The following is a 19,491-nucleotide window of genomic DNA, read 5'->3' as shown; positions in this document are numbered from 1 at the left end:
TAAATTGTTTTAGCATAAAAAATGCAGAAAAAGTATTTGTAAAATTAAACGTATTTCAGCCACCAATGCTGGTTTTCAGCTTTATATTTTCCAAACCATTGGCAAGGTTTATAAAGTAATGCCACGACAAAAATCCAAATTATATAGATTATCCAAATCGATAAACCGCTTTCAATGCCTTTTGGTCTTCCAAAAGTTCCAGTAGCAAATTCAAATTGAGAAAAACTAAAACCTTGTAAAAAAAGCATAATTAATGTTAGAATATGAATAACATAAAAATGAACCACAAAATAAAATAAAGGAACTTTTCCGTAAACTAAAGCTACTTTTTGAATTCTGTTTGAGAATCGTTCTGCAAAAGCTAGAAGTAAAAACATGATTCCCAAAGTCACCAGACAGAATAGGAGAGAAGGCGGGTATTTAGTTACATTTATAAAAGACAAAAAAGTAAAAACGGCATCTTTTTGTGTTGTCCACAAAACAGGATCTCCATAAATATTTACAAAACGAATTATGATAAATAATATTAAAGCACTTAAACCAATTTTTGTAAATAGTTTTTTTCTTTTTTCTTCTGCCAATGCAAAGAATTTTCCAGTTGCAAAACCAACTAGCATTATGCCAAGCCACGGAATCGGTGGATAACCCATTATGAAAGCTCTTCCAGAAAATGGAATTACGATTGGACTGAAAAACGGCGCCAAAATGTTTTTTAGAACTGAATTTTCTTCAAATGGGATAATTGGTAAAATGTTATGAAAAAAGAGTATGAAAAGTCCAATAAATCCTAAAATCTGAGAACGGATTTTAAGCAGTAAACTTAAAACGATAAACCCAAAACCAATTGCCGCAATCACTTCAAACAAAACGGAATGAAAGCCAATATCGAAGAACAATCCAAAATTGACAATGGTGAATTCTAGAATAAGCAACCAAAGCCCTCTTTTGAATAAAAACTTTCTCGTTTCGGCTAAATTATTTTTATTTTGAAGCGAAAGATAAACCGAAGTTCCAGCCAGAAAAACAAAAGTAGGCGCACATAAATGAGTGATAAAACGCGTAAAAAACAACAAAGGCGAAGTAGTCGATAAATCGGTTGGACTTTGTGTAATCGAATCGACATGCATTAAATCGCGAACATGATCAAGAGCCATAATAATCATTACAATTCCGCGAACAATGTCTATTGATGGTTGTCGTTTCATGGGTTTGATTTTTAAATACTTAAGAGTAAATCTAAGAAAATATTTTTTAAGTATTTAAGCAATAATAGTAATTGTAAATGAATTGCTTCCAACTTTAGCTGGAGGTCTTTTGATAAAAATAAAAAGGCTTTAGCCAAAAAAAGATTTGGCTAAAGCCCTATTAGAAAGACTTTATTATTAACCTCCAGCTAAAGCTGCAGGCAATTGAAAAATATTTAGTTAGATTTTCTAATTTTCACTTGATACACAATTTCCCAAAAAATAATGGAGATAATAGCATTCGTAAAAATGGCAGTTTTAACCTGGTACGGATCGTAATTAACAAACAAATGCAGGTTTGTAAACTGTAAAGCCAAAAACATCGAAAGAGCAGCAATTGCAACAGCACAAAGTACATTAAGCAAAGGCTTCCATTTTAAAGCAAAAAAAGCATAGATAAGATTTAAAACTCCGAAACCAACTCCCAAAACAACAAACGGATCTCCTTTTATTTTTTCGTTCAATGAAAGCAAAAAGTGCGTTGAAGTAAGATATAAAAAGAATAAGATGGAATAAATTAGGATTCGTATTTGTGGTTTCATTATATATTATTTTTTATCGGGTAAAAGTAAGCATTTAAAATGAAGCTCTGATTAGGATTTTATTGCAAAAGTGTTTCGACTTTATTTTCCGATTTTTCTTTTAGTGGACTGTCGGATTTCAAACTCCAAATGATTAGAAATTTTCCTTTTGCGAGATATTCTTCTGGATGCTCATCGGTTGGCTGACCATCTTTTCCCCATAATAAACCTTGCAGAAAACGATCGCCTTTAAAAACGTGTTCAAATTCAAAATACATAATAGAACCTTTGTCTCCTTTATTTTTAAAACTTTGAATGGCTTTACTTTTTACAGTTCCAACAATATTGCTGTAGGTTTCAATATCAGTGTAAAAATTACAAGCCTGGGGAGTTACACAGATATTACCGTCGTTTGAAATGTAACCTTTCGGGATTTCTTTTGGTTTTAGTTTTAGGTCTGTGAGGTTTTGGCTGAAGGAATTTGTTGTTAATAAGGAAAATATAATGAATAGAGGAATTGTAGGTTTCATTTGTTGAATATTAGTTTTTGTGATACAAAAAAAGCACAAAATCATAAGATATTTGTGCTTTTGTAAGATTTTTATTATTTAGTGATGCTTTTATTATTCTGTTTTTTTAAGAGGACTGTTAAAATTGCCAATCTCATCTATAGCTTTTTTTATTAAATTTTCATTTGGAATCGGATCTAAATTCCCTTCAATTTCATTAATTATATCAGTCCAATATATGTATTCTTCGTCTGTAAATTCTGATGCTTTTTTATTAGCTTCCTTCTCAATGAAATTTATCATTTTTAAGGTTGTTGATTTTACTATTTCATTAGGAGCACTTTCTTCTTCATCAACAAAAATATCTTTTTCGTAATCTGCAAAATATTCTGCTTGTTTTAGGTAACGCCCTAAATAGTAAAACGAGCTTCTTGTATCTGGGATAGATAATTCTTTTATTATATCTTCTAAGTTTTCCATTGTTATCCAATTTTTATTATGTCAAATGCTGATTGAGGTAAATTTGATAATATATATTCATGCGAAAGAGGATTAGCTTTAGCCCTAATTTCTACTTTTTGATAATATGGTACAGCTTCAATTCTTGAAATTACACAAAGTAAAGGTCTAAATTGTTCATTTTTTGCAAATTTTGTTATTGTAATAATTTCTTCATATTGTTCTTGAGAAATTTTTCCAAGTTTAAACATAAAATCTGCTCCTTTTCTAAGTCCTCTTTTATTAAAATTAATTTTTGTATTATGTAAATCACTTCCGTCTATTTCTTTTTTTAATTGTGTGTAAATTTCAAGAGGTGAAGAGCTTGGAGGTACTGTAAAGTGTGGTGATTGAAAATCAGAGCCAAAATACGGTGTACACCACATATAGTGTAAATCATTGTAATATCTTTTATTTATATTGTAGGCAAGGGTTGTCATCGTTGAGTACAATATTGGGTTTTTTATATCATTTAAAGACATGTTTTTTTGATTTATTTGTTACTATAATGCTTACTTTGCATTTAAGTAGCTAATATAGAATTTTATTTTAATAGAATGTATTGATTTTTTATAGATAGTAATTTTTTAAGTATTCTCGATTAGTTTTTTTTAAAATTAACTTATATCCTTTTTTTATTTCTTTCATTAATTACGATAAAGCAATCATTATGTTTAAATTGTTTTTGCATTTTTAATATTTTAAAAAATTCTATATTATTGATATGAATTGTTTTGTTGAGTTTTTAATGAATTTTTGAATGAGAAACACAATTCTTTTTGGAATTACATTTAAAATCAATTATTCGAAAAAAAATCCCGCCTCAATTAAGAAACGGGATTAACTAGATATTCTCTTTTTTTTTATTTTTAAACTGTTGCGGCAACTTCTTCTGGCAACGGAATTTGATTTTTAAGTAAATCTTCAAATGTTTCAGCTTGGCGAATTAAGATTCCTTGACCGTTCATCCATAAAACTTCGGCTGGTTTGTATCTTGAATTATAGTTGGAAGACATTGAGAAACAATATGCTCCTGCATTTCTGAACTCTAAAATGTCACCTTCTGTGATTTCAGCAATTCTACGGTTGTTGGCGAAAGTATCAGTCTCGCAAATGTATCCTACAACAGAGTAAAAACGCTCTTTTCCTTTTGGGTTAGAGATGTTTTCGATATGATGTGAAGATCCGTAGAACATAGGACGGATTAAGTGGTTGAAACCACTGTCAATTCCTGCGAAAACTGTTGATGTTGTTTGTTTTACTACGTTTACTTTTACTAAGAAATGACCTGCTTCGCTCACCAAGAATTTTCCTGGTTCGAAAATCAAGGTTAAATCTCTGCCATATTCTGTACAGAAAGCGTTGAATCTTTTTGATAATTTTTTACCTAATTCTTCGATGTCTGTTTCGATATCGTCTTTTTTGTAAGGAACTTTGAATCCGCTTCCGAAATCTAAGAATTGTAAATCTTTGAAATGTTTAGCCGTATCGAACAAGATTTCAGCAGCATACAAGAATACTTCGATATCTAAAATATCAGATCCTGTGTGCATGTGAATTCCAACGATGCTCATTTTTGTATTTTCAACAATTCGCAAAATATGCGGAATCTGGTGAACAGAAATTCCGAATTTACTATCGATATGTCCAACAGAAATGTTAGCATTTCCGCCCGCCATTACATGAGGATTGATACGGATACATACCGGAATATGTGGATGTTTTGTTCCGAATTGCTCTAAAATAGATAAATTGTCGATATTGATTTGTACACCCATTGCGGCAACTTCTTCGATTTCTTCTAGGGAAACGCCGTTTGGTGTAAAGAAAATTCTTTCGGGTTCATAGCCAGCATGAAGTCCTAACTGAACCTCCTGAATTGATACAGTATCTAACCCAGACCCCATGTTCTTTAATAACTGTAGAATCGCAATGTTAGACAATGCCTTCATGGCATAATTAACTCTTAAATTCTCAACCTTAGAGAATGCTTTAGTTAATCGGTTGTACTGTGATTGGATTTTTTCAGCATCGTAAACATACAATGGACTTCCAAATTGGTCTGCTAACTGCAGTAAATCTTTTGCTTGCATTTTTAAACTTATTTTATGCAAAGTTATTACTCTTTTGTGTATCAGCAAATAAATTAAAGAAAAATAACAAATTATAACAAATTGTTTGTTTTTGAACAAAAAGTTTGTGTTTTTGAAATTTTGTAACGTGGTAGGAGGTTCAAAGGGGCAGAGGTACAAAGATACAAAGGTTTTTTGCCACGAATTTCACAAATTACACTAATTTATAAATGCTGTTGAGAATTTTTTGCCACAGATTATATGGATTAAAAGGATTTCTTTTATCCTAAATTTAAAAACAAGCCAAATGTTTGAATTTAGCCCCGATAGAGGCGGTATCCTCGCATCCCGATAGCTATCGGGAGGAGAGATATAGCCGAAAGCGGGAACTATGTTTATTTAAATGCCAATTGTGATGCTTCAAAATATTTTTGTTTGCCACGAATTGCACAAATTTTCACGAATTATATTTTTTCGCAAAATGCTCAAAACATAGCCCGTGGTTTCAACCACGGGAACGCAATATATGATTACGCTCAATCCGTAACGTTTCCCGTGGTTGAAACCACGGGCTATGTTTGAAATAGAAATCGGCTAGAAAATAAAAATTCGTGAAAATTTGTGCAATTCGTGGCTAAGAAAAAAATCCTTTCAATCATGATAATCTGTGGCTAAAAAAACAAAACCCCTGAATTATTAATTCAAGGGTTTGTTAGTAGTATGTGTTGTATTTTTATTCGGTTTTTATAGGCTAGGAAGATCTCCTTTTCCTTTAGTAGGCAAGTTTGTAGATCCCATAAGGAATAAATCTACTTCTCTTGCTGCTTCGCGACCTTCTGAAATAGCCCACACGATTAATGATTGTCCTCTTCTCATATCACCTGCAGTGAAAATGTGAGGAACATTTGTCTGATAGTTATGCGCTTTATAATTGCTTCTAAAATCAGTTTCGATTCCTAATTGCTCGCTCAATGTTTTCTCAGGACCTGTAAATCCAAGCGCTAATAAAGCTAAATCGCAAGGCCAGATTTTCTCAGAACCTTCTTTTTCGATTAATTCAGGACGCTGACCTGGAGTCATTTTCCATGCCACTTCAACTGTTTTTAATCCAGTTAACTCACCTTTGTCGTTAGAAATGAATTCTTTAGTGTTGATCAACCAGTTTCTGTCACAACCTTCTTCGTGAGAAGATGATGTTTTTAACTGCAACGGCCAGAAAGGCCAAGGAGTTGACTCGCTTCTTCCAACTGGAGGTTTTGGTAAAATCTCAAAGTTAGTTACCGATTTAGCTCCATGTCTGTTAGAAGTTCCAATACAGTCAGAACCCGTATCTCCACCACCAATAACGATTACATCTTTACCAGTTGCTTTAACTTGATCTGGAATTGATTCTCCAAATAAAACTTTAGTTTGTTGTGTTAAGAAATCCATTGCCTGAACAACACCTTTGCTTTCGATTCCTTTAGTTGGCAAGCTTCTTCTTTCAGTTGCTCCTCCGCATAAAACGATAGAATCGAATTGGTTTAATTCTTCCACACTGAAGTTAACCCCAACGTTTACATTCGTTTTGAAAGTGATTCCTTCTGCTTCAAGAATAGCTACACGTCTGTCTATAATTCCTTTTTCTAATTTGAAATTTGGAATTCCGTAACGTAATAAACCTCCAATTGCGTTGTCTCTTTCGAAAACAGTAACGGTGTGACCAGCTCTGTTTAATTGTTGAGCAGCTGCAAGACCTGCAGGTCCTGAACCAATTACAGCAACAGTTTTACCAGTTCTTGTTTTTGGCGCTTGTGGTTTGATCCATCCTTCAGCGAAACCTCTTTCTACAATGCTTTTTTCGATATTTTCGATAGAAACCGGATCTTTGATAATTCCTAATACACATGATTTCTCACATGGAGCAGGGCATAAACGTCCTGTAAATTCTGGGAAGTTATTAGTAGATTGTAAAATCTCTAATGCGCTTTGCCATTCTTCCTGATGTACCATGTCGTTGAAGTCAGGAATTAAATTTCCTAACGGACAACCACTGTGGCAAAAAGGAATTCCACAGTCCATACATCTTGATCCTTGTTCTTTTAATTTATCTTTTGGTACCGGAATAGTAAATTCATTGTAGTTAGAAACACGTTCTGCTACTGCTAAATTACTTTCATCGGCTCTGTTATATTCTTTAAATCCGCCTATTTTACCCATGACATTTAAATAAATTTAGTTGTGAGTTGTAAAATGTGAGAGGTGAGTTAAAAAACTTAGCACCTCTGCACCTTTGTATCTCAGAACCTTTTAATTAAGCTATTAATTCTTCTATTTTTTTCTCTTCTGCAATTCTTTTTAATGCTTTTTTGTAATCAGTTGGCATTACTTTTACGAAGTGCTGTTGTTGGTTTTCCCAGTCTGCTAAAATTCTTTTTGCTAATGGACTGCTTGTGTACAATGAATGATTTTTGATCAATTTTCTTAGTTTCGTAACGTCCTCTTCTTCCAACGGATCGAATGCAACCATTTCCATGTTGCAAACTGTTGAGTCGAATTTCTTATTTGGATCGTAAACATAAGCTACACCACCGCTCATACCAGCCGCGAAGTTTCTTCCTGTTTTTCCTAAAACTACTACTGTACCACCGGTCATGTACTCGCATCCGTGATCTCCAATTCCTTCAACAACTGCTGTTGCTCCAGAATTTCTAACACAGAAACGCTCTCCGGCCATTCCATTAATATAAGCCTCTCCGGTAATAGCTCCGTAAAGGGCAACGTTTCCAATAATGATATTGTCTTCAGGTTTGAAAGTTGCAGTAGGAGGTACTTTTACAATTAATTTTCCTCCAGAAAGCCCTTTTCCTAAATAATCATTACAGTTTCCGTGAATTTTAAATGACAATCCGTTTGTTGCAAAAGCACCAAAACTTTGTCCGGCAGAACCTTCAAAATCAACTAAAATAGTGTCATCAGGTAATCCTTGTGCGCCGTAGATTTTTGAGATTTCGTTACTCAAAATCGCACCTACAGAACGGTCTGTATTTTTAATTTTAAAGGTTACTCTTGTTTTTTCTTTTCTATAGATAGACGGAATCGCTTCTTTGATGATGTCAAAATCCAATACATTTTCAAGTTGGTGATCTTGAGTTGTTGTATTATGATTTGGCTCTGTTTTCGCTTTTTCCGGTTTGTATAGAATTGATGACAAGTCTAAACCATTTGCTTTATAATGTTTGATGGCTTTGTTCACATTTAATTTTTGTGACTGACCTACCATTTCTTTTAAAGTTCTGAAACCTAATTGTGCCATGATTTCTCTTAACTCTTCAGCAATGAAATACATGAAGTTGATTACGTGCTCTGGAGTTCCTTTGAAATTTTTTCTCAATTCAGGATCCTGAGTTGCAATACCAACTGGGCAAGTATTTAAGTGACAAGCTCTCATCATGATACATCCAGAAGCTACAAGCGGAGCCGTTGCGAAACCAAATTCTTCAGCTCCTAATAAAGCTGCGATAGCTACGTCACGACCTGTTTTCAGCTGTCCGTCACATTCAAGAACTACACGACTTCTTAAATCGTTTAAGATCAAAGTTTGCTGTGCTTCCGCTAAACCAAGTTCCCATGGAATACCTGTGTGTTGTAAAGATGTTAATGGTGCAGCTCCCGTTCCTCCGTCGTAACCAGAAATCAAGATAACGTCAGCTTTTGCTTTGGCAACTCCGGCAGCGATGGTTCCAACTCCAACTTCAGAAACTAATTTTACGTTGATACGAGCTTCACGGTTTGCATTTTTCAAATCGTAAATCAACTGAGATAAATCCTCAATTGAGTAAATATCGTGGTGAGGAGGAGGCGAAATCAAACCTACATAAGGTGTAGAGTTTCTAGTTTCAGCAATCCAAGGCACTACTTTTTCTCCAGGTAACTGTCCACCTTCACCAGGTTTTGCTCCCTGAGCCATTTTAATCTGGATTTCTTTAGCGTTTGTCAAATAGTTGATCGAAACACCAAAACGTCCTGATGCAACTTGTTTGATAGCAGAGTTTCTAGAATCTCCGTTAATTTCTTTCTGGAAACGTTTTGGATCTTCTCCACCTTCCCCAGAGTTACTTTTTCCACCAATTCTGTTCATTGCAATCGCTAAATTCTCGTGTGCTTCTCTAGAAATAGATCCGTAAGACATTGCACCCGTTTTGAATTTCTTTACAATTTCTGTCCAAGGTTCTACTTCATCAATAGAAATTGGATCTAAATTATTGAATTCAAACAAACCTCTAATGGTCATTAAGTTTGAGCTTTGCTCGTTAACGGCATTTGAGTATTCTTTATAACTTTCTGGGCTGTTTAAACGAACCGCTTGTTGTAATTTAGAAATCGTAGTTGGGTTAAACATGTGTTTTTCACCGCCACGTCTCCATCTGTAAATACCTCCAATTTCAAGAGACAGCAAGTTTGCAATTTTTGAATTTGGGAAAGCTTTTTGGAAACGTTTTTTAACCTCTTTTTCAACTTCCATTAAACCGATTCCTTCAATTCTTGACGGAGTGTAAGGGAAGTATTTAGATGTAAATGTTTTGTTTAATCCTAAAATCTCGAAAATCTGAGCAGCTCTATATGAATGTAAAGTAGAGATACCAATTTTGTTCATGATTTTTACGATTCCTTTTGCAATCGCTTTGTTGTAATTTACAACTGCATAATCAGCTTTTACTTTTGTAATGAAACCTTTTTCAACTTGATCGTGAATGATTTCATTTACCATATAAGGGTTGATAGCACTTGCACCGTATCCGAACAATAAAGCAAAATGATGAGGTTCTCTTGGTTCTGCAGATTCGATGATGATTCCGAATTTAGAACGAACCTGTAAAATGTTTAATGAGTGGTGAATGTAAGAACAAGCCAATAACATTGGAATTGGAGCTAATTCTTCGCTAACACCTCTATCAGATAAGATGATGATGTTGCATCCTTCTTCAACTGCTTTAAAAGTAGCCTGAACACATTTTTCAAGGGCACGCTCTAAACCGTTAACTCCTTTTTCTATTTTATATAAAGTAGAAATAGTAGCCGATTTGAAATCTGGGTGATCGATATTTCTAATTTTATCCAAATCCTCGTTAGAAACAACTGGATTTTGGATTTTTAGTTTTTTACATTGTTTAGATTCAATTTCAAAAATATTGAAATCTCCACCAATTGCTAAACTGATATCAGTAATGATTTCTTCACGAATACCATCCAACGGCGGGTTAGTAACCTGAGCAAATAATTGTTTGAAGTAATTGTATAACAACTGAGGCTGATCTGAAAGAACTGCCAAAGGAGTATCGTTACCCATAGAACTGATTGCTTCAGCTCCGTCGCTACCCATTGGATTGATGATTGTTTTTAAATCTTCAATAGTATAGCCAAATAATTTTTGTCTTGTTACGAAATCTAATTTTTCAACAGGAGTAGGGTTGTTCGTGTAAGGAACACTAGCCAATGGCAATAAGTTTTCGTCAACCCATTGTTGGTACGGACGTTTTGTAACTATCGCTTTCTTAACTTCCTCGTCTTCGATGATACGACCTTCATTCATGTCAACCAAGAACATTTTTCCTGGCTCAAGACGACCGTGCTGAATTACATCTTCTGGATCGATGTCTAATACACCAATTTCAGATGACATAATTACGAATCCGCTTTTTGTTAATGTATAACGAGAAGGACGCAATCCGTTTCTGTCTAGTAAAGCACCAATTACGTTTCCATCTGTAAACGGAATAGAAGCAGGACCATCCCAAGGCTCCATGATACAAGCGTTGTACTCATAGAAAGCTCTTTTCTCTGGAGACATTGTTTGGTGTTTTTCCCAAGCTTCAGGAACTACCATCATCATTGCCTCTGGAAGCGAACGTCCAGTCATTAATAAAAGTTCTACCACCATATCCATAGAAGCAGAATCTGATTTTCCTTCTAAGATAATTGGGAATAATTTTTTGATATCATCGCCAAAAACTTTGCTTTGCATAAGCTCTTCACGAGCACGCATGCGGCTTACGTTTCCACGAAGTGTGTTGATCTCACCATTATGACACATATATCTAAACGGTTGAGCTAAGTCCCAAGATGGGAATGTATTTGTAGAGAAACGTTGGTGTACAAGCGCTAAACGAGTCACTAGGTCCGGATCTTTCAAATCTATATAATAACGGCTGATGTCTTCCGGCATCAATAAACCTTTATATATTATAGTAGTTGTCGATAAACTAGTAAAATAAAACATATGGCTTTCAGAAGTTTTTGATCCTCTTACGGCATGTTCAGCAATTTTTCTAGCTGCAAAAAGTTTTGCATTAAATTCTTGTTCAGTTAAATCTTGTCCGTTTTTAGAAACGAAAACTTGTTTAATTGTTGGTTCTTTTTCTGCGGCAATTTCACCTAAATTTTCAACGTCAACTGGCACATCTCTCCAACCTAAAACTTTTAAGTTTTGGTCTTTAATAGTAGCCTCAAATGCATTAATGCAAAAAGAAACCTGGTTTTTGCTTTTTGGTAAAAAAACCATTCCTACTGCATATTCACGCGCTTCAGGGATTTCAAAGTCACATACTTTCTTAAAAAAATCATGAGGAATGTCGAATAAAATTCCGGCTCCGTCACCAGTTCTTCCATCAGAACTAACGGCACCACGATGTTCTAATTTAATTAAGATGTCTAATGCTTTGTGAATAATATCATTTGACTTAATACCATTCAAATTACAAATAAATCCTGCACCACAATTGTCGTGTTCAAATTCAGGCAGATAAAGCCCTTGTTCTTTAACTCTCATTCTTGATATTTTTTTTACAAAAATAAAGATTTCGTTAAACATAATGTATTGAAATTATGCTTTTGCTTTCATTTTTGCTGTAATATTAGAAAATGGGTTCTTAATTATTAATATTATTATATAAAGCATCGCGAATTGCTAAAAATATAATTACTCTTAAAATATATTAGGAAAAATCGTCGGGAGGCCAATAAAACCGATGAATTTTTTGTTAAATATCAAACGTTTTATAGGGTTTGTGTTAACATTAACAAATTATTCAGTTAACGATTTATTTGCTTTGATAAATTATCAACGCTTAATACCTATATATAACATTTATTTAATTGAAAAAGATTTTCCTATTAAGTTGTATTTTGTTACTTTTGTCGCACTTTTATTCTGAAATAAATTCAGGACCAGACAAATTCTATATTATGAACATACACGAATATCAAGGAAAAGAAATTTTAGCGAGTTACGGAGTACGCGTGCAACGCGGAATCGTGGCTAATAATGCAGTTGAAGCTGTGGCTGCTGCAAAACAATTAACTGCCGAAACTGGAACAGGATGGCATGTAATTAAAGCACAAATTCACGCAGGTGGTCGTGGAAAAGGTGGTGGAGTTAAGCTGGCAAAAAACTTACAGCAAGTTGAAGAGTTAGCAGAACAAATCATCGGAATGCAATTAATTACACCTCAGACTCCGCCTGAAGGTAAAAAAGTTAACAAAGTATTAGTTGCTGAAGATGTGTACTATCCTGGAGAAAGCGAAACTTCTGAATTTTATGTTTCTGTTTTATTGAATAGAGGTACAGGACGCAACATGATTATGTATTCTACTGAAGGTGGAATGGATATTGAAGAAGTTGCTGAACATACTCCACACTTAATCTTTACTGAAGAAATCGATCCTTCTGTTGGATTACAAGGTTTCCAAGCTAGAAGAATTGCTTTTAATTTAGGTCTTTCTGGAAATGCTTTTAAAGAAATGGTAAAATTCATCGATGCACTTTACAATGCTTACATTGGTTCTGATGCTTCTATGTTTGAAATCAACCCAGTTTTAAAAACTTCTGATAACAAAATCTTAGCTGTAGATGCTAAAGTAAATATCGACGATAACGCTTTATACAGACAAGCTAAATATGCTGAAATGAGAGATATCCGTGAGGAGAATCCAATCGAAGTTGAGGCTAAAGAAGTTGGTCTAAACTATGTGGATCTTGACGGTACTGTAGGATGTATGGTAAACGGAGCTGGTCTTGCAATGGCAACTATGGATTTAATTAAATATGCTGGTTTTGAGCCTGCTAACTTCCTTGACGTAGGAGGAACTGCTGATGCAAAACGTGTTGAAACAGCTTTCAGAATTATCTTGAAAGATCCAAACGTAAAAGCTATTTTAATTAACATCTTCGGAGGAATCGTTCGTTGTGATCGTGTTGCTCAAGGTGTTGTTGATGCTTACAAAAACATGGGAGATGCTATTAAAGTGCCAATTATCGTTCGTTTGCAAGGAACAAATGCTGAAATTGCAAAAGAATTAATTGACAACTCTGGTATGCCAATTTTATCTGCAGTTCAGTTCCAAGAAGCTGCTGACCAAGTTAAAGCTGCTCTTTCTTAATTAAATAAGAAATCAATTTATATAGAAAATCCATTCCGAAAGGAGTGGATTTTTTTTTGATTTAACCGCAAAGTCCGCAAATTTTTTTTAGAGATTGTGAATGCTAATAAAGTTCGCAAAGCTATTATGTATAAAGCTTTGCGATTTTTTTGAGAACATAGCCCGTGGTTTCAACCACGGGAACACAATGTATATTACGCAATTTGTATTTTACAAGCGTCACCGTGGTTGAAACCACGGGCTATATTTTAAAAAGAAAAGTTCGCAAAGCTTTATGAATAAAACTTTGCGAACTTTGCGTAAATCCTTGTGTTCTTTGCGGTTAACTATTTCTTATTTTTCCCGTTTTTAAAAACCACTTTTTCAACAACATCTGGTTTTCCATTTCCTTTTGGGAATGATTTCTTCTTAGGTTTTCCAGTTGCTGAACCTGATTTTGAAGGACTTTTGTCGCCTCTATATTTTTCTGAATCTTTTGGAGCGGCTTTAAATTCAGGTCTATCTTTAGATGTTTCTTTCTTCGGAATTTCTGCTTTATGTTTTGCTAAAACGTCAGTTGGATTTTTAGGGTTTTCTTTAGTTCCTCTTAAATGAATTACCAATCCGTTTAGAAAGTTACGCAAAACCTGATCGCCGCATTCCATATAATTTGGATGATCTTCGGCTCTAAAAAAAGCTCCAAGCTCAGATTTCGAAATTCTAAAATCTACTAATTCTAAAATTTCAACTATTTGGTCATCACGGAGCATCAAAGCCACGCGAAGTTTTTTAAGTATATCGTTATTTGTCATATTTTTTGTTTAAAGTTTTTTTGTTTCAGGTTTCAGGTTTTTATCCGAAACTAAAACTTATTATTTGCTTTTTGCAAAGGTAGTTTTTTAAAATGATTAAAATTGAGAATTAAAATCATTTAAAACTTCAACCAATTTATATAAATCTTCTTTAAGATGATTTGCTGTAATTACAATACGATTTAAAGGTTCAGCGTCTTTTGTGTATTTAAAACTTGCAATAATAATTTTTTCTTGCTTTAGTTTTTCTACCAAATCATTCGATAAAAGATAAATTAAAGGATAATTTCTATCAAAAAGTATTTCGTTATTTTTGGTTAAAATCGAATCGATATAACTCAAATTATCTTTCAGTTTTTTATGCTGTATTTTATAAATTTCTTTTGCATCAGAAAGTGTTTGGACAAAAGCAGGATTCATTCCCGCAGCGCTTGTAAAAGTTTCTAATTCTTTTATTTCATTGATAAATTCAGAATCTGATGCAATAACACCGCCAGTTAATCCAAAAGCTTTTCCGAGAGAAGAAACCAATATTTTTCTTTTAATTGGAAATTTAATTGAAGCATAAATTCCTGAGCCATTTTCGTTTACAATTCCCAAAGAATGAGATTCGTCAATAACTAAGGTAATTTCTTTATGGCTTGAAATTTTCTCTAGAAATGATAAATCAACAGGTTGCGTTTGAAATGAAGGTACTCCATCAGTCAAAATTGTTATTTTTTCTGGTTTCGAATCTAATAAGCGATTATTCAGTTTTTCGTCTATAAAAACAGGAAAACTATTTTCAATTTGGATAGCCGAATGAATTTCATTTAAATGATAAAAAGAATCAGTCTGTTTTTTTAATTTTTCCAAAACCAATTTTCCAGCCAACATTCCTGAAGAAACCGTAACGACGCTTTCTGAGCCAATATGAGAAGCCAAATAGGTTTCGCCTGCATCATAAGCGGTTAATTGAATATTTGCCGTTCTGGAGCTTCCGTAAGTAGTTCCCCATTTTAAAATATTCTGAACGACTAAATCCTGAAAGTCTTTGTTTGTCGGAAGTCCTAAATAGGCAGTTCCGCCAAAATACAAATACTGATTTTGGTCAATTTCGATAATACGGTCTGGAAATTTTTCGACTTTCATTTTATAAAAGTGTAACTCCCGTTCCGTTTAAATCAGAATAGCTTATTACACCGTCTTTAATGGTTACGCCAGTTGCAATATCTTCTGCCAAAAGAAGTGCACCGTCCATATCTACATAATCCAATTGAGGCAGCAAATGCGCAATCGCAGAAATTCCAACGGTAGATTCTGTCATACATCCAACCATTGTTTTTAATCCTAATTTTTTAGCATCTTCAATCATACGTTTTCCAGGAGTTAAACCGCCGCATTTTACAAGTTTTACATTTACACCATGAAAATGATTGTGGCATTTTGCAACATCTTCTTCAATAATACAACTTTCGTCAGCAATTACGGGAAGAACAGAATGTTTGAAAACTTCTTTATGACCTTCCCAATTGTCTGCTTTCATAGGCTGTTCTAGAAATTCTACCCCCAGTTTTTTTAATTCAACTGCGTTATTAATAGTTTCATCAACTGTCCATCCGCAATTGGCGTCGATTCTAAAAACAGAATTGGTGTGTTTTCTAAGTTCTTTTACAATTTCGATGTCTTCCTTAGTTCCCAATTTAATTTTGTAAATAGGCCAAGGAAGTTCTTTCATTTTAAAAACCATTTTTTCAATCGTGTCAATTCCGATTGTATAATCTGTTAGCGGATTATGATCGGTTTTGTAATTCCACAATTCGTATAATTTTTTGCCTTTTTTGCGAGCATACAAATCATTATAAGCCAAATCTAAAGCGCACAAAGCAAACATGTCATCTTTTAAATACGGATGCATTTTTGCCCAAAATACTTCTGGAGTTTCATCTTGGGTATTTTCGATAATGCTTCTGATTTTCTCCAAATCCTGAATCATCATCGGAACTGTAATATGATAATAAGGATTGGAAGTTGCTTCTCCAAAACCAGAAAAACCATCGCTTTGCAATTCGACAATTAGAGAAGGTTGAACATCAATTGATTCTCTAGAAATGGTGAAAGTGTGTTTTAGTTTGAGATTATACTCTCTTAAAATAAGTTTCATTTTTATAAATGTATTTTTTTATTTCTAATTAATAAGCCAGCCAAAGTAGCGCTTCAACAAAATTATCACGCCAAAGTTTTTCATTGTGTTCGCCACCTTTTACAATCTTTATTTTGTCGAGATGGAGGCAGTAACAGCGTTTGGTATCTAGTAAACGCTTCATTTTTGTTAAATCGTTTACCATGTCATCACTTTCTTTATCGCCACATAAAAAATAAATTTTAGTCTTGATTTTAGATTGTTTTTCTGTGAAAGTATAAATGTCGTTAGAAAACCAAAAAGAGGGCGAAAAAACTCCAGCTTTTCCAAAAACTTCGGGATATTTTAAAGCGCCATAATAAGAAACTAAACCTCCAAGCGAACTTCCGAAAAGAATCGTGTTTTTTGGTTTTGTTTTGGTTCTGTAATTTTTATCGATATGTGGTTTTAGGGTTTTTACAATAAATTCCAAGTAATTATCGGCATTTCCGCCGCCATATTTTTCATTTTTAAAAGGAGTTAATTCATCGATTCGTTTTTCGTTTCCATGTTCAATTCCAACAACAATTACGGGAGCTTTTAAACTGTCTAATTTTTCATCAACATTCCATTCTCCAACGTAAGAAGTTTTTGCGTCAAATAAATTTTGGGCATCGTGCATGTAAACAACGCTGTATTTTTTCTGAATCTCTTTGGAATAATTTTCTGGAAGATAAATCCAGATTTTTTTTGAGGTATGAAGTTGAGGCGCTTCAATTGTAAAAGTCGTTACATTTTTTGAAGCGGTGCTTTCTTGAGCCTTTCCGATAAGGGTAATTAAAAATAAAATAGCTAGAAAAATCCTCTTCATTAACCGTGTTTTGTAATTTTATTTAAAAGCAATATTTTAGCTAAAAATAATAAATTGATGAATACAGAAGCAGAAAAAAGAAGCTTACTTTTAGAAATGATTATGTTCGCCACTGTAGACGGACATCTGCATAAGCGTGAGCACGATTTTTTAAAATTGGTGGCTTTAGAATTGGGTATAAGCAATGAAGAATTTCAGGATTTATTTCATCAGGAAATGAAACCAGTTGTTATAAAATCTGAAATGCAGCGTATCAATCAATTCTATAGATTGGCTTTGTTAATGCATTGCGATGGCGTTTTGCACGAAAAGGAATTTAAAGCGATTCAGCAAATTGCTTTAGAAATGGGATTGAACCTTTCTGCCGTAAAACGTGTTTTGCAAATGATGAAAAATACGCCAAATACGGTAATTAATCCAATTGTGTTAATGGAAATTTTTCAGGAACAGCACAATTAAGCCAACTGTTCCTGTAGTTTCTTAATTTCATCACGAAGCTTAGCAGCTTGTAAGAAATCTAATTCTTTAGCCGCTTTTTCCATCGTTTTACGCTTTTCGCGAATCATTTTTTCTAATTCGGTTTTTGATAAATAAGCTGTTTCTGGTTCGGCAGCAACCGGAATTGGATGTCCTAATTCATATTCAACCAATGGATTTTTGGTAAACGCGCTTTCGATTTTTTTGTTTAAAGCCTGAGGAACGATATTATTTTGTACGTTGAAATTAATCTGTTTTGTTCTTCTGTAATCGGTTTCGTCAATTGTTCGCTGCATGCTCGCCGTAATTTTATCGGCATACATAATTGCTTTTCCGTTTAAGTTTCTTGCCGCACGCCCAATTGTCTGTGTTAAAGATCTATGATTACGTAAAAAACCTTCTTTATCGGCGTCTAAAATAGCAACAAGCGAAACTTCGGGTAAATCTAAACCTTCACGAAGTAAATTAACTCCAATTAAAACATCAAAAAGCCCTTTTCTTAAATCTTGCATGATTTCGATACGTTCTAAAGTATCAACTTCAGAATGGATGTAACGACAGCGAATGTTTACTTTTGTTAGATATTTAGCTAATTCTTCGGCCATTCTTTTGGTTAAAGTTGTCACTAAAACCCTTTCGTCCAATTCACATCTTACCTGAATTTCTTCGATCAAATCATCAATCTGATTTAAACTTGGGCGAACTTCAATAACTGGATCTAATAATCCAGTTGGACGAATAATCTGCTCGACATAAATTCCATCCGATTTTTGAAGTTCATAATCGGCAGGAGTTGCAGAAACATACAGAACTTGATTTTGTAAAGCTTCGAATTCTTCAAACTTTAATGGTCGGTTGTCCATTGCTGCTGGGAGACGGAAACCATATTCAACTAGATTTTCTTTTCGGCTTCGGTCGCCTCCATACATGGCATGAACCTGAGAAACCGTAACGTGACTTTCGTCGATAATCATCAGATAATCACTTGGAAAATAATCTAATAAACAGAAAGGTCTTGTTCCAGCTTCACGTCCGTCAAGGTAACGTGAGTAATTTTCAATTCCAGAACAATAACCCAATTCTCGAATCATTTCGAGATCGAAATTGGTTCTTTCTTCTAAACGTTTAGCTTCAAGATGTTTTCCGATTTCTTTAAAGTAATCAACTTGTTTTACCAAGTCTTGTTGAATCTGCCAAATTGCGCCTTGTAAAACTTCTGGAGAAGTCACAAACATGTTGGCAGGATATATGGTTAATCTTTGAAATTTCTCTATTACCTGAGAAGTTTTCGCATCAAATGCTTCGATTTCTTCAATTTCATCTCCAAAGAAATGAATTCGATAAGCATCATCAGCATAACTTGGATAAACTTCAACCGTATCTCCTTTAATCCTGAAAGTTCCTGGATTAAAATCGGCTTCTGTTCTGGCATATAAACTTTGCACTAAACTGTGTAATAATTTAGTTCGCGAAATAACCTGATCTCTTTTAATTTCAATTACGTTTTTCTGAAATTCAACAGGATTTCCAATACCATACAAGCAAGAAACTGACGCAACAACCAAAACGTCGCGTCTTCCTGAAAGCAGGGAAGAAGTCGTGCTTAAACGCATTTTCTCCAATTCTTCATTGATAGATAAATCTTTCTCAATAAAAACTCCAGTTACGGGCATAAAAGCTTCTGGCTGATAATAGTCGTAATAAGAAACGAAATATTCAACCGCATTATTCGGGAAAAATTGCTTGAATTCTGAATACAATTGCGCCGCCAAAGTTTTATTATGAGCCAAAACTAAAGTTGGTCTTTGCACTTCCTGAATTACGTTTGCAACTGTAAACGTTTTTCCGGAACCTGTAACTCCCAATAAAGTTTGATATTTGTCTCCGTCGACAATACCTTGAGCCAATTTTTGTATGGCTTGCGGCTGATCTCCTTTCGGACTATATTCTGAAGAAACTTGGAATTTCATTTGCGTATACTGAAAATTT

The 19,491-nt window shown here is 34.1% G+C and carries 15 protein-coding genes; 2 read left to right on the top strand and 13 right to left on the bottom strand.

What is annotated here, in order from left to right; translation table 11 throughout:
• Nucleotides 1-44: 44 nt before the first annotated feature.
• The 8 genes from P0R33_RS05815 to gltB form a co-directional block, all read right to left on the bottom strand.
• Nucleotides 45-1,205: a heparan-alpha-glucosaminide N-acetyltransferase domain-containing protein gene (locus P0R33_RS05815; RefSeq protein WP_276174619.1), complete on the bottom strand. Its 1,161-nt coding sequence runs from the start codon at nt 1,203-1,205 to the stop codon at nt 45-47.
• Nucleotides 1,206-1,420: 215 nt separating this feature from the next.
• The gene (locus P0R33_RS05810) at nt 1,421-1,786 is read right to left on the bottom strand and encodes a hypothetical protein (protein ID WP_276174618.1); all 366 of its coding nucleotides are present in this window, start codon (nt 1,784-1,786) and stop codon (nt 1,421-1,423) included.
• A 59-nt stretch (nt 1,787-1,845) separates the two neighbouring features.
• A complete protein-coding gene (locus P0R33_RS05805) occupies nt 1,846-2,295 on the bottom strand; it encodes a hypothetical protein (protein ID WP_276174617.1) in 450 nt (149 codons plus the stop codon).
• 93 nt (nt 2,296-2,388) lie between these two features.
• Nucleotides 2,389-2,754 carry a hypothetical protein gene (locus P0R33_RS05800; RefSeq protein ID WP_276174616.1) on the bottom strand — a complete coding sequence of 122 codons (366 nt, stop codon included), beginning with the start codon at nt 2,752-2,754 and terminating at the stop codon, nt 2,389-2,391.
• Between the two features lie 2 nt (nt 2,755-2,756).
• Complete coding sequence (locus P0R33_RS05795) at nt 2,757-3,254, bottom strand: hypothetical protein (protein ID WP_276174615.1); 498 nt, start codon at nt 3,252-3,254, stop codon at nt 2,757-2,759.
• 387 nt (nt 3,255-3,641) lie between these two features.
• Nucleotides 3,642-4,865, bottom strand: a complete 1,224-nt coding sequence (gene lysA / locus P0R33_RS05790; RefSeq protein WP_276174614.1) for a diaminopimelate decarboxylase — start codon at nt 4,863-4,865, stop codon at nt 3,642-3,644.
• 723 nt (nt 4,866-5,588) lie between these two features.
• The gene (locus P0R33_RS05785; RefSeq protein WP_276174613.1) at nt 5,589-7,043 is read right to left on the bottom strand and encodes a glutamate synthase subunit beta; all 1,455 of its coding nucleotides are present in this window, start codon (nt 7,041-7,043) and stop codon (nt 5,589-5,591) included.
• A gap of 94 nt (nt 7,044-7,137) precedes the next feature.
• On the bottom strand, nt 7,138-11,652 hold the full coding sequence (gltB, locus tag P0R33_RS05780; RefSeq protein ID WP_276174612.1) for a glutamate synthase large subunit: 4,515 nt from the start codon (nt 11,650-11,652) through the stop codon (nt 7,138-7,140).
• 416 nt (nt 11,653-12,068) lie between these two features.
• Between gltB and sucC the strand changes: the two genes are divergently transcribed.
• On the top strand, nt 12,069-13,262 hold the full coding sequence (gene sucC / locus P0R33_RS05775) for an ADP-forming succinate--CoA ligase subunit beta (RefSeq protein ID WP_111287952.1): 1,194 nt from the start codon (nt 12,069-12,071) through the stop codon (nt 13,260-13,262).
• A gap of 326 nt (nt 13,263-13,588) precedes the next feature.
• Here the strand turns inward: sucC and P0R33_RS05770 are convergent, their stop codons facing one another.
• The 4 genes from P0R33_RS05770 to P0R33_RS05755 all read right to left on the bottom strand — a co-directional run bounded on the left by P0R33_RS05770 (nt 13,589) and on the right by P0R33_RS05755 (nt 17,025).
• Nucleotides 13,589-14,053 carry a DUF1456 family protein gene (locus tag P0R33_RS05770; RefSeq protein WP_276174611.1) on the bottom strand — a complete coding sequence of 155 codons (465 nt, stop codon included), beginning with the start codon at nt 14,051-14,053 and terminating at the stop codon, nt 13,589-13,591.
• A 96-nt stretch (nt 14,054-14,149) separates the two neighbouring features.
• Entirely contained in the window at nt 14,150-15,184 is a 1,035-nt protein-coding gene (locus tag P0R33_RS05765; RefSeq protein WP_276174610.1) for an aminotransferase class I/II-fold pyridoxal phosphate-dependent enzyme, read from the bottom strand.
• A 1-nt stretch (nt 15,185) separates the two neighbouring features.
• Nucleotides 15,186-16,196 (bottom strand): dipeptide epimerase, encoded by a 1,011-nt coding sequence (locus P0R33_RS05760; protein WP_276174609.1) that lies wholly within the window; start codon nt 16,194-16,196, stop codon nt 15,186-15,188.
• 28 nt (nt 16,197-16,224) lie between these two features.
• A complete protein-coding gene (locus P0R33_RS05755; protein WP_276174608.1) occupies nt 16,225-17,025 on the bottom strand; it encodes an alpha/beta hydrolase-fold protein in 801 nt (266 codons plus the stop codon).
• 57 nt (nt 17,026-17,082) lie between these two features.
• Between P0R33_RS05755 and P0R33_RS05750 the strand changes: the two genes are divergently transcribed.
• A complete protein-coding gene (locus P0R33_RS05750; RefSeq protein ID WP_276174607.1) occupies nt 17,083-17,484 on the top strand; it encodes a TerB family tellurite resistance protein in 402 nt (133 codons plus the stop codon).
• Here the strand turns inward: P0R33_RS05750 and uvrB are convergent.
• Nucleotides 17,481-19,472 (bottom strand): excinuclease ABC subunit UvrB, encoded by a 1,992-nt coding sequence (gene uvrB / locus P0R33_RS05745; protein ID WP_276174606.1) that lies wholly within the window; start codon nt 19,470-19,472, stop codon nt 17,481-17,483. The genes P0R33_RS05750 and uvrB overlap by 4 nt on opposite strands.
• Between the last annotated feature and the right edge of the window lie 19 nt (nt 19,473-19,491).

The sequence above is a fragment of the Flavobacterium sp. YJ01 genome (assembly GCF_029320955.1).
Taxonomy (GTDB): Bacteria; Bacteroidota; Bacteroidia; order Flavobacteriales; family Flavobacteriaceae; genus Flavobacterium.
The sequence above is the reverse complement of the archived record's forward strand: the minus strand, read 5'-3'. Positions and strand labels throughout refer to the sequence as shown.

What these genes read in the sequence shown, in the direction of transcription:
- P0R33_RS05815 (WP_276174619.1), bottom strand. Translation starts at nt 1,205, where the DNA reads ATGAAACGACAACCATCAATAGACATTGTTCGCGGAATTGTAATGATT.
- P0R33_RS05760 (WP_276174609.1), bottom strand. Translation starts at nt 16,196, where the DNA reads ATGAAACTTATTTTAAGAGAGTATAATCTCAAACTAAAACACACTTTC.
- P0R33_RS05805 (WP_276174617.1), bottom strand. Translation starts at nt 2,295, where the DNA reads ATGAAACCTACAATTCCTCTATTCATTATATTTTCCTTATTAACAACA.
- P0R33_RS05795 (WP_276174615.1), bottom strand. Translation starts at nt 3,254, where the DNA reads ATGTCTTTAAATGATATAAAAAACCCAATATTGTACTCAACGATGACA.
- gltB (WP_276174612.1), bottom strand. Translation starts at nt 11,652, where the DNA reads ATGAGAGTTAAAGAACAAGGGCTTTATCTGCCTGAATTTGAACACGAC.
- P0R33_RS05755 (WP_276174608.1), bottom strand. Translation starts at nt 17,025, where the DNA reads ATGAAGAGGATTTTTCTAGCTATTTTATTTTTAATTACCCTTATCGGA.
- P0R33_RS05785 (WP_276174613.1), bottom strand. Translation starts at nt 7,043, where the DNA reads ATGGGTAAAATAGGCGGATTTAAAGAATATAACAGAGCCGATGAAAGT.
- P0R33_RS05750 (WP_276174607.1), top strand. Translation starts at nt 17,083, where the DNA reads ATGAATACAGAAGCAGAAAAAAGAAGCTTACTTTTAGAAATGATTATG.
- lysA (WP_276174614.1), bottom strand. Translation starts at nt 4,865, where the DNA reads ATGCAAGCAAAAGATTTACTGCAGTTAGCAGACCAATTTGGAAGTCCA.
- P0R33_RS05810 (WP_276174618.1), bottom strand. Translation starts at nt 1,786, where the DNA reads ATGAAACCACAAATACGAATCCTAATTTATTCCATCTTATTCTTTTTA.
- uvrB (WP_276174606.1), bottom strand. Translation starts at nt 19,472, where the DNA reads ATGAAATTCCAAGTTTCTTCAGAATATAGTCCGAAAGGAGATCAGCCG.
- sucC (WP_111287952.1), top strand. Translation starts at nt 12,069, where the DNA reads ATGAACATACACGAATATCAAGGAAAAGAAATTTTAGCGAGTTACGGA.
- P0R33_RS05800 (WP_276174616.1), bottom strand. Translation starts at nt 2,754, where the DNA reads ATGGAAAACTTAGAAGATATAATAAAAGAATTATCTATCCCAGATACA.
- P0R33_RS05770 (WP_276174611.1), bottom strand. Translation starts at nt 14,053, where the DNA reads ATGACAAATAACGATATACTTAAAAAACTTCGCGTGGCTTTGATGCTC.
- P0R33_RS05765 (WP_276174610.1), bottom strand. Translation starts at nt 15,184, where the DNA reads ATGAAAGTCGAAAAATTTCCAGACCGTATTATCGAAATTGACCAAAAT.